Genomic DNA, 15,461 nt, shown 5'->3' on the forward strand with positions numbered 1-15,461 from the left:
CTGGGCGTAACGTTACGCTACGCGACCAGACAGATAGTGCAGAAGGACGCCTCCGAACCGCAGCAGAAACCACAGCCAGTGGGCCAGGTGCTTTACCTCTTGGCATTCATGCATGGAGAGGCTCCGGAAGAACTCGGACTGCCAAGGAAGCTTAATTTTCGGTAAACCTTATCTAAAGGCAACTCGACAAAACATGAAATACCCATCCAAGATTGCAACAGGCGATGCTGGAGAATATTTTTTTGCCTACAAGATTTCGTATGTTCTCGGTTGGCCTTGTCGGCTCTTCGATATCGACATTGGCATTGATGCACAAGTCGAAATACTGGACGAGAATCGAAATAGCACCGGGCGATTTGTCGCCTTCCAAGTGAAAACTTCTGCAGATGAGGAGCCTCAGCCTTACTGGTACGTTTCGAAAAATCAGCTCGACTACTGGCGCGACATGGACATACCGGTATTTGTTGCATTGGTCTCGCTAAAAAAGCAGACTATTCACTTGCATCAAATAAAGAAAAAATCCCGCTACCACATAACTGAGAAAGACTCAGTCCGGATTGATTTTGATTTAGTTAATGAGCACTTCACCGAATCAAGCGGCAAGCGAATTAAGGCGGCAGCCGAAGAAAGCACCATGTCGGCAATAGAGGAACATTTGTCTAAAGTCCAGATTAAGATCGACGAAGTCAAATCAGCAATCGAAGAGATGGACGATTACTCAGACCCACCCAGCTTAATTGATATTATGAACAGTAGGTGGGGGGCCTACAATGACTTATTACAAGCCAAAACTCTTTCCGCCAGTTATAAGGTCGGGGCACCCGAATGCAAGAAAATGGAAGAAACCTTAGAGGCAGCCCTGAATGAGCTGAGAACTTTCATGGAAGACTGGAATATGCATATCGATTGGGATGACCGAAAGTACGGGGACGGCGAGATTCAAAAATTCATTGATGAGGCTTAATACCTCACCAACACATTTATCACCCTGTTAGCGTCTTATTTGACACATGCGAAACAAGAGAAGCATGCGGGTTTTGGTTAGCGGATCACGGTTCAATGACTGCCGAAGGCAGCCTCACAACGCCGCCAGCAACATTCTCATCCCTCATCAGGATTTTCTGGGCTTGGCTCGCGCGGTTGGCTCAGCCACCAATGGGTCTTCGGGCCAATAATGCTTGGGGTAGCGCCCCTTCAAATCCTTCTTCACCTCGGCATAGGTGCTGCGCCAGAAGTTAGCCAGGTCCTGGGTGACCTGTACCGGCCGCCGCGCCGGCGACAGCAGGTGCAACAGCACTTGCTGGCGGCCGTTGGCGATACGCGGGGTGTCGGCCAGGCCGAACAGCTCCTGCAAGCGCACCGCCAGAATCGGCGGATGCTCGCTATAGTCCAGGCGCACGTTGCTGCCCGACGGCACCGCCAGGTGCTGCGGTGCCCATTCGTCCAGGCGCTGGGGCAGCGGCCAGGGCAAGGCGTTGCGCAGTATCGATGACAGGTCCAGGTTGCCGAAATGACTCAAGCGCGTGACCTTGCCCAGGTACGGCTCCAACCAGTTTTCCAGGGTAGCCAGCAGGCCAGCGTCGCTGACGTCAGGCCATTCGCTGCTGCCCTGCCCCTTAAGATCAAGGCTACGCAACAGGTTGATCCGCGCCTGCCATTGGCGCAATTCGGGGGTCCAAGGCAACAGTTCCAGCCCCTTGCGTCGCACCAGCCCGGCCAAGGCGTGCGCCCTGGCCGAGTCGTCCAGCCCCGGCAAAGGCTCGCGGCTGAGCACCAGTTCGCCGACCTTGCGCTGGCGCTCGGCGCGCAGCACGCCTTCGCGTTCGTCCCATTCCAACTGGTCGACCTGACGCACCTGCTCGGCCAGCACGCCGTCGAACAACTGCGCGTCGAAATCGGTGGCCAGGTAGATGCGCTCTTCACGCTGCCCTTGGCGGCTGCCCAGGTCGGCGATGACCAGCCACTCGTTTTTCATCAGCGCGTCCGGCTCGCCGAATTGCGCGGCGCGGCCATTGGCCAGGCGGTACTCACCACCGCCAGCACGACGCTGTTGGGCGACGCGGTCCGGGTAGGCCAGCGCCAGCAAGGCGCCCAGCCAACGCGGGTGGTCGGGGTTGGCCACCGGCTCGCTGGGGTTGCCCCTGAGGTAGCCGCGGTACTGGCGGGCCAATTGGCGCACGCGCTGTACCCCGCCCTGGCTGCCCCGGGCGCCGCGCTGCTCGCCGGACACCAGGCCCAGGCGGCTGTGCAGGTCGGCACCGGCGCCGCGCAAGATATCCCGCTCGCCGAGCAAAGCCGCCACGTCACACGCCAACCCCGCCAACCCCAGCGCCTGCCCCCGCAACAACAAGTGGGCGATGCGCGGGTGCGCCGGCAGTTGGGCCATGGCCTGGCCGTGCTCGGTGAGGCTGGTGGCGCCGGGATCGGCCAAGGCACCCAGGCGCACCAGCAAGTCCAGCGCCTGGCCGTACGCAGCGGCGGGCGGCAGGTCGAGCCAGCGCAACTGGCCGGGGGTGACGCCCCAGCGGTTGAGTTGCAAGGCCAGGCCGGCCAGGTCGGCCTGGAGAATTTCCGCAGCACCGTAGGCGGCCAGTTGTTCATGCTGCGCTTCGGACCACAGCCGATAGCACACGCCGGGCTCCAGGCGCCCGGCTCGGCCGGCGCGCTGGGTGGCACTGGCGCGAGAAATGCGCTGGGTGTCCAGGCGGGTCATGCCGCTGCCCGGGTCGAAACGCGGTACCCGCGCAAGGCCGGCATCGATGACCACGCGCACGCCGTCGATGGTCAGGCTGGTTTCGGCAATGTTGGTGGCCAGCACCACCTTGCGCTTGCCTGGCGCCGCCGGTTCGATGGCGGCGCGCTGGGCACTCAGGTCCAGTTCGCCGTGCAAGGGGCACAGCAACACCGGGCCGCCCTCGCCCAGCGCATCCAGCAATTGCTGGTGCACCCGGCGGATCTCGGCCTGGCCCGGCAGGAACACCAGCAGGCTGCCGCTTTCATCGTTCAGCGCTTCGAGCACAGCGCTGACCACCCGTGGCTCGATGAACTCCCCGGGCTGGAATGGCCTGCCCCAGCGCATGGCTACCGGGAACATGCGCCCTTCGCTGCGCACCACTGGGGCATCGTCGAGCATGGCGGCCAGGCGCTCGCCTTCCAGGGTCGCCGACATCAGCAGAATCTTCAGGGGCGGCTCATCGCGCAGCAGTTCGCGACCGTTGAGGCTCAGGGCCAACGCCAGGTCGGCGTCCAGGCTGCGTTCATGAAATTCATCGAAGATCACCAGGCCCACGCCGTCCAGCGCTGGATCTTCCTGCAGGCGCCGGGTCAGAATGCCTTCGGTCACCACTTCGATGCGGGTGTTCGGGCCCACGCGGCTTTCCAGGCGGATGCGGTAGCCCACGGTGTCGCCGACCTTCTCGCCCAGCTCACTGGCCAGTCGCTCGGCGGCGGCGCGAGCGGCCAGGCGGCGCGGCTCCAGCATCAGGATGGTCTGGCCAGCCAGCCACGGTTCATCCAGCAACGCCAACGGCACACGGGTGGTTTTACCCGCGCCGGGCGGCGCTTCGAGGACGGCTTCGTGGCGTACCGCGAGGGCCTCGCGCAGGGCTGGCAGAACGGCATCAATCGGCAATGAAATCATGGTGGCTCCCAAGCAAGCCGACGAGTATAACGGCGAACTTGCGCCGCATAATCATGGTCTTAGCTAACAGCAACGCGGTATCGTTGCATCCACCCTTTCGGAGATTCCCATGCGTATTCCTTCCCGTTTGATTGGCGGTGTTCTGGTGGGCGCCCTGCTCACCCAGCTGACGGCCTGCGGCAGCCTGTTCTACCCTGAGCGTCGCGGCCAGATCGAAGGCCGTATCGACCCGGTAATCGCCGTGGCAGACGCCGTCGGGCTGCTGTTCTATATCATTCCGGGCCTGGTAGCGTTTGGCGTCGACTTCGCCACCGGCGCCATTTACTTCCCCCATGGCAAGACGGCTCAGGTTGCGCCGGAAAAACTGCACGAGGCGATCTCCGCCGACGGCAAGGTGGACCGCGCGAAACTGGAAGCTATCCTGCAGAACGAACTGGGCCGTACCCTGCCACTGAACGATCCACGCCTGATCCAGAGCCGTGGCAGCGTTGAACAACTGGCCATGTATGGCCTCAAGCCCGCCGCCTAAGAACAGGCCCCCATGACCACATCCGCTCGACACATCAAGCTGCTGCGCCTGGCCACCCGTGCGTCCCTGGCCACGGCAGCCATCCTGATCGTTGCCAAGGCCATCGCCTGGTGGTTGAGCGGTTCGGTCAGCCTGCTGGCCGGCCTCACCGACTCGGTGCTGGACGGCGCCACCTCATTCCTCAACCTGCTGGCCGTGCATTATGCATTGCGCCCGGCCGACGACGACCACCGCTACGGCCACGGCAAGGCCGAGGCCATGGCCGGCATGGCGCAAGCGCTGTTCATCGGTTTCAGTGCCGTGCTGATCGCCTACCAGGCCATCGATCGCCTGCATAACCCGCAGCCACTGGGCCAGGCCGGGATCGGCATCGCGGTGATGGTGCTGTCGCTGGTGTTGACTGCCGGGCTGCTGGCCATCCAGTTCAAGGTAATCGGCGAAACCGGCTCCACGGCCATTCGCGCTGACTCGTTACACTACCGCTCGGACATGATGCTCAACGGCAGCATCCTGGTGGCCTTGCTGCTGGCGCAATTCGGCTTCGGGCAGGTCGACGCCTTCTTCGGCCTGGGCATATCGGTGTACATCCTCTGGAGCGCGGTACAGATCGCCCGTGAAAGCTCAGCCATCCTCATGGACCAGGAACTGCCCGTGGATGTCAGTGAACAAATGCTCAAGCTGGCCTGCGAAGTGCCCGGGGTACTGGGTGCCCACGACCTGCGAACGCGAGTGTCGGGCAATCACTGGTTTGTGCAACTGCACCTGGAGTTGCCGGGCGACTTGAGCCTGACCGCCGCCCACGCCCTGTGCGAACAGGCCGAGGCGGCAATCATGGGGCAGTATCCGAAGGCCGAGGTGCTGGTGCACGCCGACCCTGAAGAAGTGGTGCGGGCCGGCAAGGCCCATACGCCTCAGTTCACTCTGTAACCGCGGGTGCTCAGGCAGGACGCCATGGCATTGCGATAGCTGTAGACCACCGCCGGGTCCGGCGCGTAGGTGGCATTGGCCGGGTCAAAGCCGGTCTGCTGCACGGCGGTGCGATAGCAGTCGTACTTGTCCTGCTGGATCTGCTGGGGGCCTTGGCCATACGCCGGATACACCGCCACGTCATAAGGATCGGCTGCCGGTTGCGGTTGCGGTTCGGGCTGCGGCTGCTCCTGGGCCACCGGCGGGTTGACCACCACGTAATCCTGGCTGTCATCCATCCACTGGTAATAACTGCCAGCGGCGAGGAAAAACAGCGCGCCGCCTACCCACACTTCGCTGGCATAGTCGGGCAGGTACCGGGTGCGAATGCCATAGGGCGGGCTTACTACCACGTAGCGCGGACCGTCCGGGCGATACCAGTAGCCACCCGAGAAGAAATAATCACCACCGCGGTACGGCACGCGATAGGACTGACCGGGGAAGCGGTCCACGTACTGGCCCGGCCGGTACTGCGGCCCAGGGCCCCAGCCATTGCCATGGCCGTCCGGGCGCCCCGGCCAGCGGTGATCATCGTGCCGGTCGCGGTTGGGCATGTCGGCGTAATTGCCACGGATAGGCTGCTGAGTCTGGCGCACCTCATCGGGCCGTGGGCGAATCGACGGTTGCTCCGCCTGCTGTTCGCGCGGTTCCTGGTGGAACTGGTACTGGCCACTTTGCTGCGGCGCACGCTGTTGCTCCTGATGGAACTGCGTGGGCGTGTTCTGCTGCTGGTGGAATTGCGGCTGCGCGTTCTGGGGGCGTGCGGCGCCCTCCTCGCGGTTGAAATTCTGCTGGTGGAACTGATACTGGCCACTTTGTTGCGGGCGTTGTTGCGGTTGCTGCTGGGGCGGCTGTTGCGGCTGCGGATGGTTCTGCGGCTGGCCACCATGTTCTTGGCCATGCTGATTGCCCCGCTGTTGTTGCTGCTGTTCCTGCTGCCGTTGTTCCTGCCCCTGGCCTTCGGCCAGGGTTTGAGCGCTGACGCTCACACAGAGCAAACCAACACCTGCCAACTGCCAGATGCGCGACTTCATGCTGTTCCTCACGGGGGGATTGGGGCGTATAGATAAGACTTGAAAAACCGGTTTCGGTTCTTCAAGTTTATCAGTCTGTATGCAGAGGGTATCGGCGCGCACACGCTTTTCTTGCGCGCACAAATAAAGAAGGGAGGCCCGTCGGCCTCCCTTGAGTATCTTCTGTCCGGCTCGACGCTTGTGGCGCCGGCTCACCTCACGCCGCCTTCTGGGCAGTGTGCAACCCGGGGGCCAGCACATCCCCTGTGGGGGTGGTGGCCGCAACCTGCCTGCTTGGGTCTGGTTGCAGTGGACTCGTGTCCGGGTAGTGATTCTGGTTAAAAGAATACGTCGAAGGCGCCGGCACATGATTGCTAAGATTGCTGACGAAAACATCACTTGCGCAATTTTTGCCTTCAGATGGATAATTTGCAGCAATATTAAAGATCAAGGGCTGATCCATGAGCAAGCTGGACCGATATGACCTGAGCATTCTGGCTGAATTGCAGCGCGATGCTCGTATTTCCAACCAGGAACTGGCCGAGCGCATCGGCCTGTCGCCATCGCCGTGCTCGCGTCGGGTCAAGCAGCTGGAAGACGACGGCTACATCACCCGCCAGGTGGCCTTGCTGGACCGCAAGATGCTGGGGCTGACCCTGACGGCCTACGTGCACATCGGCATGGACCGCCACACCCCCGAGCGCTTCGAGAACTTCGAGGCCGCCGTGCGCGCATTGCCCCAGGTGCTGGAGTGCAGCCTGGTGACCGGCATGGAGGCGGACTACCAACTCAAGGTGGTGGTGCCTGACATGGATCACTACCAGAAACTGCTGCTGGGCCACCTGACCCGCATCGACGGTGTCACCAGCGTGCGTTCAAGCTTTGTGCTGAACCAGGTGCTGGCCAGCACCGAATTGCCCCTGACCCACCTGCGCACCTGAGGAGACCGCCATGGACCCGGCCGTATTCGAAGAATGGATGATGACCATCCTGGTCACGATACTGATCGGCTTCATGGGGTTTATTGTCTGGGACCTGGCGAAGAAGTCCAAGGCCGGGCGCTTTGGCACCATCATCCTGTTCGCGGTGCTGGGGCTGGGGATATTGGCGTTTGTGATCAAGTCAGTGGTGATTGCCGTTATCGAGTCCCACTGATCACCTGTAGGCGCTGGCTTGCCAGCGAGCTTTCAGAGCCTGGCGGGTACCTCGCGGTATTTGCCTTGTTCCAGGCCGTCCAGCGCCCAGTTGCCGATGCGCACGCGCACCAGCCGCAGGGTGGGCAGGCCAACCGCGGCGGTCATGCGTCGCACCTGACGGTTGCGGCCTTCCTTGATGATCAGCTCCAGCCAATGGGTAGGCACGCTTTTGCGGAAGCGCACCGGCGGATCACGCGGCCACAGGTCCGGCTCTTCCAGCAAGCGCGCCTGGGCTGGCAGGGTCATGCCGTCGTTCAACTGCACACCTTGGCGCAGTTGCGTGAGATGGGCCTCGGTAGGCTCGCCCTCAACCTGCACCCAATAGGTTTTCGCCAGTTTGTGCCTGGGGTCGGCAATGCGCGCCTGCAATTGGCCGTCGTTGGTCAGCAGCAACAGGCCTTCACTGTCGCGGTCCAACCGCCCGGCAGGGTAGATGCCCGGTATGTCGATGAAATCCTTGAGCGTCGCCCGCCCTTCGCCGTCGCTGAATTGTGTCAGCACATCGAAGGGTTTGTTGAACAGGATTAGCCGCGGCTCGGCCGGCGGCGCCTTGGCCACGCGCCGCGGTTGCCCGGGCTTGCTGACAGGTTTGGCGCCCGGACGACGGGCAGTGGAACGTGGAGGCAAAGGCATGGGGGAACAATTCAAGGCAGCTGGGCCGACTATGCTAGTGGGCCCGGCTGCTTTGGGCAAACCTCAACGGAAGGGCGGTTCGTCGAAGCTGCGCAGTTTGCGCGAGTGCAGCGAGTTCAGCTCGGTACGCAGCAGGTCCAGGGCCGCGATACCGATCTTCAGGTGCTGGCTGACCGCACGGTTGTAGAAGGCGTTGGCCGAGCCCGGCAGCTTGATCTCGCTGTGCAGCGGCTTGTCGGACACACACAGCAGCGTGCCGTACGGAACCCGCAGGCGATAGCCCTGGGCCGCGATGGTGCCGCTCTCCATGTCCACCGCCACGGCGCGGGACAGGTTGATCAACGGCCGTTCCTGAGCCCAGCGCAGCTCCCAGTTACGGTCGTCGTAGGTCAGCACGGTGCCGGTGCGCAGGCGCTTTTTCAGCTCGTCGCCACGCTCGCCGGTGATCTGCGCCGCCGCTTCCTGCAGGGCCATCTGCACTTCAGCCAAGGCCGGAATCGGAATATTCGGCGGCAGCACGCGGTCAAGAATGCCGTCCTGGCGCATATAGGCGTGGGCCAGCACGTAGTCGCCGATGGTCTGCGACTGGCGCAGGCCGCCGCAGTGGCCAATCATCAGCCAGCAGTGCGGGCGCAACACGGCCAGGTGGTCGGTGATGTTCTTGGCGTTGGACGGGCCCACGCCAATGTTGACCAGGGTCACGCCATCGCCATCGGCGGCAATCAGGTGATAGGCCGGCATCTGGTAGCGGTGCCATACCACGGCGTCGACCAGGGCCTGGGCCTGCTCGGTGCCCATGCCCTTCTCGATCACCACGTTGCCGGGCATCACCATGCGCACGAAGCGCGGGTCGCTCTGCAATTGCTCCAGGCCGTGGCTGACGAACTGGTCGACATAGCGGTGGTAGTTGGTCAGCAAAATCCACGGTTGCACATGGCGCCAATCGCTGCCGGTGTAGTGGATCAGGCGGCGCAGGGAGAAGTCCACGCGCGCAGCGTCGAACAGGGCCAGCGGCATGGGGTCGGCGGTGGCCCAGTCATACAGGCCGTCGGCCACGCCATCGGTGGCGGCGGACAGGTCGGTGCTGGGGAACACGCGGGCCAGGGCGGCAGCGGTAACGCCACTGCCGGCCAGTTCGTCGCCCTGATCGACCACGTACGGGTAAGGAATGTTCTGCTCGCTGACGCCCACTTCGACGGTGACGGAGAAGTCGCGCATCAACGGCTTGAGCTGGTCTGTCAGGTAGGTGCGGAAGGCGGCTGGCTGGGTCACGGTGACCGAGTAGGTACCTGGCGACTGCACCTTGGCGTAGGCCCGGGTGATGGGCGGCACTTCACCGTTATAGGTGTAGGTGACGCGCAGTTCGGGGTAGCGGAACAAGGCCCGCTGGGCGGCGTCGGGTTCGCTGCGATCCTTGAGGTATTGCTTGAGCGCCTGGCTCAGGGCCTGAGTACCCCGCTCGTGCAGTTCAGCCAGACGATCGACGGCTTGTTCGGCGGTTTCAACAACAACAAAGGCTTCGGCAGTTCGAGTCACGGTGCGCTTCCTGTCTGATCTTGCAGGCCCCCATCTTGCCTGTAACAACACACAAAGGCACGCGCTCAAGGTGTTTGTGGGAGCTGGCTTGCCAGCGCCCACAACGATCAATTTGAAAACGGGCTTGAACGCTGAACCAGGGCCTCTACATCAATGCCACGCGGCAGCGCGCCATAGACGCGGCCGCTGCCACTCAGGCGGCTGGCGATAAAAGCATCGCTGACCGCCGCGTTGCCCGCGTCCAGCAGCAGTTTGGCCTGTACGCCCAGGGCGATGTCTTCGGTGAGCTGGCGGGCGCGGTACTGGATGTCGGTGGTGTCCTTGAACGCCGCCTTGAGGTTATCGATGTGCGCCGCCAGGCGGCGGTCGCCATGGCCGTCGCCCAGTTCGGCAAACAGCGCATCGAGCACGCCGGGCTCTTTTGACAGCGCCCGCAGCACGTCCAGGCACTGGACGTTACCCGAGCCCTCCCACGTGGAATTGACCGGCGCCTCGCGGTACAGGCGCGGCAGGATACTGTCTTCGACATAACCGGCCCCCCCCATGCATTCGGCGGCCTCATTGATCATGGCCGGCGCACGCTTGCAGACCCAGTATTTGCCAACGGCGGTCATCAACCGGGCGAAGCGCGTCTGCTGGCCGTCGTCCAGATGATCCAGCGCCTGGCCCATGCGCAGGCTCAGTGCCAACGCCGCTTCGCTTTCCAGGGCCAGGTCAGCCAGCACGTTCTGCATCAACGGCTGATCGGCCAACACGCGACCGCTGACCTGGCGGTGCGCACAGTGGTGGGCGGCCTGGGTCAGGGCCTGGCGCATCAGCGCGCTGGAGCCGACCATGCAATCGAAGCGGGTCATGGCGACCATCTCGATAATGGTGGGCACGCCGCGCCCCTCCTCGCCGATCATCCAGGCCAGTGCGCCGCGAAACTCCACTTCGCTGGAGGCGTTGGAGCAGTTGCCAAGTTTGTTCTTCAAGCGCTGGATATAGAACTCGTTGCGCGTGTCATCAGGGCGGTGACGCGGCAGCAGGAAGCAGCTCAGCCCCTTGTCGGTCTGGGCCAGGGTGAGGAAGGCATCGCACATGGGCGCCGAGCAAAACCATTTGTGCCCCACCAGTTCATACGCCTGCCCCGGCCCCGGCACGCCCACGGCGAACGCACGGGTGGTGTTGGCACGCACGTCGGTACCGCCCTGCTTCTCGGTCATGGCCATGCCCAGGGTAACCCCGGCCTTGTGCGCCATGCCGACGTTGCGCGGGTCATACTCGGTGGCCAGCACCTTGGGCAACCACTGCTCGGCCAGGTCGGGTTGCAGTTTCAACGCTGGCACACTGGCAAACGTCATGGTCAACGGGCAACCGCTGCCGGCCTCGGCCTGTGTGTGCAGGTAAGTCATGCCCGCCCGCGCCACATGGGCGCCCGGGCGCGGATCGGCCCAGGGCAATGACGGCAGGCCGTGCTCGACGGCCGTGCGCATCAGTTCGTGATAAGCGGGATGAAACTCCACCAGATCAATGCGGTGGCCGTAGCGGTCGTGGCTGCTGAACACCGGTTTGTTCTGGTTGGCCAGGAACCCCGCCGCCATCAACGGGCCGCCGGCCAGGGCGCCGTAGGCATCGATGCGCGACTCGGCCCAGCCACCGCCACAACGGCGCACCCAGTCCTGCAACGGCAGGTCGACGCGCCACAGGTTGGCGCCGTCCAGCGAGGGCGGCTGGTTGGTGACTTCGTGGGTTTCGGCGAACTGATGCAGGTTCATCGCAGGCTCCTGAGGCACGTTCATGCCCCAGTGAATCACGCTACCACCCTGCGTCAAAGTGACATATCGGCCTAAATATCGGCGCTTTCACCCTGCGCCTTGACCAGCAACCAGCGGTGCAAGGCCGCTTGCAGATCCTCGAAACGAACCGGCCGGCTCAGGCAGTCGCTCATGCCTGCGTCCAGGCAGCGTTCGCGCTCATGCCGATGGGTAACCACCGCCAGCACTGGCAGCCGTGCACAGCCAGGCAATTCGCGCAGCCGCCGGCACGTGGCAAAGGCATCGGTGAGCGGGGTCTGGCAGTCCAACAGCACAGCGTCGAAACGCTCGCGGTGCAGCAGTTCCAGCGCGGTGATGCCGTCGTCGGCCGTGCGTACGCGGTAACCCAGCTTGAGCAGCATGCCGCGGATCACCAACTGGTTGATGCTGTTGTCATCCACCAGCAACACCGTGCAGTCGTGGGGCGAGCGTTGCACGCTTTGCGGGTTGGGCCGCAGGCCAGGTGGCGCGATGCCGGAGTCGTTGACCAGGCCCAACTGCACCTGCAATTGGAACCAACTGCCACGGCCCGGTTCGGAATGATGACTGATTTCACCACCCATCAGCTCGGCCAACTGCCGACAGATGGCCAGGCCAATCCCCAGGCCGCCGTACTCGCGGGTCATGGACCCGTCCACTTGGGAAAACCGCTGGTACAGAGTGGCGTCGGCCAATTGGCTGAAACCGATACCGGTATCGCTGACCTTGAAGCTCAGCACCAGGCTGTCCGCCGTCCGTACACCGGCGCGCACGCGCAGGCCCACCGAGCCCTGGCGGGTGAACTTGATGGCATTGTCGAGCAGGCAACCCAGGCACAGGATGAGCTTTTTCGAGTCGCCTTGCAGGCGCTCGGGCAAGTCGCTGTCTGTTTCCACCGAAAACGCCAGGTGTTTGGCTTGCGCGACACGGGCGAACTGCATTTGCAGGTTATCCAGCAAGGCCTGCACGCCGAATGGCTCGTGGCGCGGGTAAAGCTTGCCGGCCTGCAATTCGGTGAGGATCAGGATGTCGTCGACCATGCGCATCATGTCTCGCGCCGACCCTGCCGCGGTTTGCTGATACTGGGCCAGTTCGGTGTCCATGGGCACCGTCTGCATCAGCTCCAGCGAGCCGATCACACCGTTCATGGGCGTGCGCAGTTCGTGGGTCACGGTGGCCAGGAACTCGTCTTTCAGACGGTTGCTGTTGGCCAGTTGCTGGTTGAGCAGCTCCAGTTTCTGCCCGGCTTCCAACAGCACGCGCGCCTGTTGTTCGCGCATGGAATTGATGCGGTCCGCCAGCGCCAGCGACAGCAGGCCCACTTCCAGCGCCGAGCCGATCTGGCTGGCGTACATGGTGATGAATACGTTGGGCAAATAGCCCAGCACCATCAACGTATTGATGATGCCGCCCGCCAGGAAGGCGGTCCAGGCAATGATGAAATAGCGCGCCAGGCGCAGGCCGCGCCACCAGGCGATCAGGCCGGCACTGAAGATCACCACGGTGAACACCAGCGCCAGCGCCGTGGCCAGGCGCAGCGCCAGGCCGTAGGTGGAGGTCAGCGACAGCAGCATGGTGACCACGCCCACGCCCATCAGGCCCATCAGCAGGCGGTCGAGCCAGCGGCTATGGTCGGCGGTTTGCAGGAAACTGCGCGCGAACTGGCTGCCGAAGAAGGCCGCCGAGCCGATCAGGAAGGGCGTGGCCGCGTTGGCCCACCACGGGTTTTCTGGCCAGAAGTACTGCACCCCGGCACCGTTGACCGACACTTGGTACAGGCCAAACGAGGCGATATAGAGGATGTAGTAGAGGTAGCTGCGGTCGCGCACGCTCAGGTAGATGAACAGGTTGTAGACCAGCATGCCCAGCAGCACGCCATAGATCAGGCCCAGCACATACAGGCGCGTGGGCTGGTCTTCCAGGTAGGCGGTGTAGGACCACAGGTTCAGTGGCGCCTGTACCGAGCCCTCACTGTGGATGCGCAGGTACACGGTCTGCTGCTGGTAGGCGGGGAACGGGACCGCGAACACATAGTTGTTCTGCTTGATCTCGCGCACCGAGTACGGCAGTTCGTCGCCCGTGGCCTGGGTCAGCCGGAAGCGGCCCTGCTTGTCGGCCATGAACAGTTCGATGCTGTCCATGGGCGGGTAGGCCAGTTCCAGCAGCCAGTTGCCCACCGCGTCAGGGTCCTTGGGCACAAAGCGCAGGTCCACGCGCAGCCAGAACACCGAGCGCGAGTAGCCCGCGTTGAGCACGGCTTCGCTTTGCCGATGGAATTTCTCGGCAAAGGCCGCAGATGTCACCTGTTCGATGCTGGCCGAGCCGTCGGTGTCTTCATACACCTGCATCACGTGCCCCAGGGGAAGGGTGCGCGTGGACTCGTCAAAATCAAACGCGCAGGCCAGCAGCGGAAGCCAGCCCACCAGTAAAATAAGCAAATAGCGCATACAGCCCCAGCGTAGCCTGTCCGAACGCGCCAGGAAGCCCCCATTCCCTTTGAGACGACGTCGTCGGCAGTGCCTGTTATCGGTTTCGAAGCACTCTAGCATAGCTTCTGGCCACTAGCGCACCGGCCGTATAAAAATGTAACAAAGGCTCTAGAACAGCACTTTCAGCCTTTGTAGCAAAAACGTACACAGGCGTCTCGAGAAAAAATCACCTGGCCCCGGCAAACCCCGCAAAAGCGATTGGTGGTAAGCTCGCGCACCATGAATATCTATAGCTCCCGCCCCGTTGTCCTCTGTCTCTCCGGCCACGACCCCAGTGGCGGCGCCGGCCTTCAGGCAGATATCGAAGCCCTGATTGCCCAAGGCTGTCACGCCGCACCCGCGGTGACCGCCCTGACCGTTCAGGACACTGTGAATGTCACCGACTTCCGCGTACTGGATCGCGAGTGGGTATTGGCCCAGGCCAATGCCGTGCTCAACGACTCGCCAGTGGCTGCGGTCAAGTTGGGCATGCTCGGCTCGCTGGAGATGGTCGACACGGTGGTTGAACTGCTCAGCCAGCACCCGCACCTGCCCATGGTCTGCGACCCGGTGCTGCGCGCCGGCGGCGGTGGCCGCCTGGGCAAGGATGAAGTGGGCTACGCCATGCGCGAGCGCCTGCTGCCACTGGCCATCATCGCAACCCCCAACTTGCCCGAAGCTCGCATCCTGGCCGAACTGCCCGAAGGCAGCGCCGACGAATGCGCGGAAAAACTGCTGCCCTATGTCCGGCATTTGCTGATCACCGGCGGCCACGGCGACGAAGTCGAGATCCACAACCGCCTGTACAGCCGCGATGGCCGCAGCCAGACGTTTACCTGCCAGCGCCTGCCCGGCAGCTACCACGGCTCGGGCTGCACCCTGGCCAGTGCCCTGGCCGGCCGCCTGGCCTTGGGCGAGCAACTGGAAAGCGCCGTGCAATCGGCACTCAACTACACATGGCGCACCCTGCGTGACGCCGAACAGCTCGGTAAGGGCCAGTTCGTGCCACGCCGCTTGCCGCTGGATTTCTGCTCGTAACGCCACGCCATTTAGAGGTGCGCTTGATGAAACTACGTGGCCTGTACGCCATTACCGACAGCCAGTTGTTGGCCGGCAAGTTCCTTGATTACGTCAAGGCAGCCCTGGACGGTGGCATCGTGCTGCTGCAATACCGCGACAAGAGCAGCGACGAGGCCCGCCGCCTGCGCGAAGCCGAAGCCCTGCGCAAGGTCTGCGAACCCTACAAGACCCAGCTGATCATCAATGATGATGCCGAACTGGCCGCGCGCCTGGGCGTGGGCGTGCACCTGGGCCAGACCGACGGCCCGCTAACCCCCGCCCGCGCCCTGCTGGGCCGTGGCGCCATCATTGGTTCCACCTGCCACGGCCAACTGGCCCTGGCCGAGCAGGCAGCGCGTGAAGGTGCCAGCTACGTGGCCTTTGGTGCGTTCTTCAACTCCAGCACCAAGCCCGATGCCGGCCTGGTCAGCCTGGACACAATCAGCCAGGCCCGCGCCCAGCTGAAGCTGCCGATCTGCGCCATTGGCGGCATTACCCTGGACAACGCCCCGCAATTGCTGGAACAGGGCGCCGACTTGCTCGCCGTGGTCAATGCCCTGTTTGGCGCCGACAGCGCCCAGGACGTGACACGCCGCGCCCGTGCGTTCAACGCCCTGTTCGAATCCGCCTGATTATAGAGATGACT

General features: G+C 63.2%; 13 protein-coding genes. 7 read left to right on the top strand and 6 right to left on the bottom strand.

Annotation, left to right across the window (positions count from 1 at the left end):
* Positions 1–193: 193 nt before the first annotated feature.
* Complete coding sequence (locus PMM47T1_RS25885; RefSeq protein WP_008374671.1) at positions 194–964, top strand: DUF4365 domain-containing protein; 771 nt, start codon at positions 194–196, stop codon at positions 962–964.
* Positions 965–1,111: 147 nt separating this feature from the next.
* On the opposite strand, the gene hrpB is transcribed toward PMM47T1_RS25885, so the two are convergent.
* The gene (hrpB, locus tag PMM47T1_RS25890) at positions 1,112–3,640 is read right to left on the bottom strand and encodes an ATP-dependent helicase HrpB (protein ID WP_008374674.1); all 2,529 of its coding nucleotides are present in this window, start codon (positions 3,638–3,640) and stop codon (positions 1,112–1,114) included.
* A 109-nt stretch (positions 3,641–3,749) separates the two neighbouring features.
* On the opposite strand from hrpB, the gene PMM47T1_RS25895 reads away from it, so the two are divergent.
* Both PMM47T1_RS25895 and PMM47T1_RS25900 read left to right on the top strand, forming a co-directional pair.
* Entirely contained in the window at positions 3,750–4,169 is a 420-nt protein-coding gene (locus tag PMM47T1_RS25895) for a hypothetical protein (protein ID WP_008374676.1), read from the top strand.
* 12 nt (positions 4,170–4,181) lie between these two features.
* The gene (locus tag PMM47T1_RS25900) at positions 4,182–5,096 is read left to right on the top strand and encodes a cation diffusion facilitator family transporter (protein WP_008374678.1); all 915 of its coding nucleotides are present in this window, start codon (positions 4,182–4,184) and stop codon (positions 5,094–5,096) included.
* Here PMM47T1_RS25900 and PMM47T1_RS25905 read toward each other — a convergent pair.
* Entirely contained in the window at positions 5,081–6,169 is a 1,089-nt protein-coding gene (locus PMM47T1_RS25905; RefSeq protein ID WP_008374681.1) for a DUF6515 family protein, read from the bottom strand. The two genes, PMM47T1_RS25900 and PMM47T1_RS25905, sit on opposite strands and share 16 nt — an antisense overlap.
* A gap of 440 nt (positions 6,170–6,609) precedes the next feature.
* On the opposite strand from PMM47T1_RS25905, the gene PMM47T1_RS25910 reads away from it, so the two are divergent.
* A complete protein-coding gene (locus PMM47T1_RS25910) occupies positions 6,610–7,089 on the top strand; it encodes an Lrp/AsnC family transcriptional regulator (protein ID WP_008374683.1) in 480 nt (159 codons plus the stop codon).
* Between the two features lie 10 nt (positions 7,090–7,099).
* Entirely contained in the window at positions 7,100–7,303 is a 204-nt protein-coding gene (locus tag PMM47T1_RS25915) for a DUF2788 domain-containing protein (RefSeq protein WP_008374686.1), read from the top strand.
* Between the two features lie 32 nt (positions 7,304–7,335).
* Here the strand turns inward: PMM47T1_RS25915 and PMM47T1_RS25920 are convergent, their stop codons facing one another.
* From PMM47T1_RS25920 to PMM47T1_RS25935, 4 genes are all read right to left on the bottom strand, one after another.
* A complete protein-coding gene (locus PMM47T1_RS25920) occupies positions 7,336–7,902 on the bottom strand; it encodes a pseudouridine synthase (RefSeq protein WP_177323403.1) in 567 nt (188 codons plus the stop codon).
* A 138-nt stretch (positions 7,903–8,040) separates the two neighbouring features.
* Positions 8,041–9,513 (bottom strand): AMP nucleosidase, encoded by a 1,473-nt coding sequence (gene amn / locus PMM47T1_RS25925; protein WP_008374690.1) that lies wholly within the window; start codon positions 9,511–9,513, stop codon positions 8,041–8,043.
* A 107-nt stretch (positions 9,514–9,620) separates the two neighbouring features.
* Entirely contained in the window at positions 9,621–11,270 is a 1,650-nt protein-coding gene (locus tag PMM47T1_RS25930) for an acyl-CoA dehydrogenase family protein (RefSeq protein ID WP_008374692.1), read from the bottom strand.
* A 71-nt stretch (positions 11,271–11,341) separates the two neighbouring features.
* Positions 11,342–13,735: a hybrid sensor histidine kinase/response regulator gene (locus PMM47T1_RS25935; protein WP_008374694.1), complete on the bottom strand. Its 2,394-nt coding sequence runs from the start codon at positions 13,733–13,735 to the stop codon at positions 11,342–11,344.
* A gap of 261 nt (positions 13,736–13,996) precedes the next feature.
* On the opposite strand from PMM47T1_RS25935, the gene PMM47T1_RS25940 reads away from it, so the two are divergent.
* Both PMM47T1_RS25940 and thiE read left to right on the top strand, forming a co-directional pair.
* Entirely contained in the window at positions 13,997–14,794 is a 798-nt protein-coding gene (locus PMM47T1_RS25940) for a hydroxymethylpyrimidine/phosphomethylpyrimidine kinase (protein WP_008374697.1), read from the top strand.
* 26 nt (positions 14,795–14,820) lie between these two features.
* The gene (thiE, locus tag PMM47T1_RS25945) at positions 14,821–15,447 is read left to right on the top strand and encodes a thiamine phosphate synthase (protein ID WP_008374699.1); all 627 of its coding nucleotides are present in this window, start codon (positions 14,821–14,823) and stop codon (positions 15,445–15,447) included.
* Positions 15,448–15,461 lie beyond the last annotated feature (14 nt).

This window comes from Pseudomonas sp. M47T1 (assembly GCF_000263855.1).
Classification (GTDB): domain Bacteria; phylum Pseudomonadota; class Gammaproteobacteria; order Pseudomonadales; family Pseudomonadaceae; genus Aquipseudomonas.

Excerpts from the sequence above, each read along its gene's own strand:
- PMM47T1_RS25895 (WP_008374676.1), top strand. The coding sequence starts at position 3,750 with ATGCGTATTCCTTCCCGTTTGATTGGCGGTGTTCTGGTGGGCGCCCTG.
- PMM47T1_RS25940 (WP_008374697.1), top strand. The coding sequence starts at position 13,997 with ATGAATATCTATAGCTCCCGCCCCGTTGTCCTCTGTCTCTCCGGCCAC.
- PMM47T1_RS25915 (WP_008374686.1), top strand. The coding sequence starts at position 7,100 with ATGGACCCGGCCGTATTCGAAGAATGGATGATGACCATCCTGGTCACG.
- thiE (WP_008374699.1), top strand. The coding sequence starts at position 14,821 with ATGAAACTACGTGGCCTGTACGCCATTACCGACAGCCAGTTGTTGGCC.
- PMM47T1_RS25905 (WP_008374681.1), bottom strand. The coding sequence starts at position 6,169 with ATGAAGTCGCGCATCTGGCAGTTGGCAGGTGTTGGTTTGCTCTGTGTG.
- PMM47T1_RS25900 (WP_008374678.1), top strand. The coding sequence starts at position 4,182 with ATGACCACATCCGCTCGACACATCAAGCTGCTGCGCCTGGCCACCCGT.
- PMM47T1_RS25930 (WP_008374692.1), bottom strand. The coding sequence starts at position 11,270 with ATGAACCTGCATCAGTTCGCCGAAACCCACGAAGTCACCAACCAGCCG.
- hrpB (WP_008374674.1), bottom strand. The coding sequence starts at position 3,640 with ATGATTTCATTGCCGATTGATGCCGTTCTGCCAGCCCTGCGCGAGGCC.
- PMM47T1_RS25935 (WP_008374694.1), bottom strand. The coding sequence starts at position 13,735 with ATGCGCTATTTGCTTATTTTACTGGTGGGCTGGCTTCCGCTGCTGGCC.
- PMM47T1_RS25910 (WP_008374683.1), top strand. The coding sequence starts at position 6,610 with ATGAGCAAGCTGGACCGATATGACCTGAGCATTCTGGCTGAATTGCAG.
- PMM47T1_RS25885 (WP_008374671.1), top strand. The coding sequence starts at position 194 with ATGAAATACCCATCCAAGATTGCAACAGGCGATGCTGGAGAATATTTT.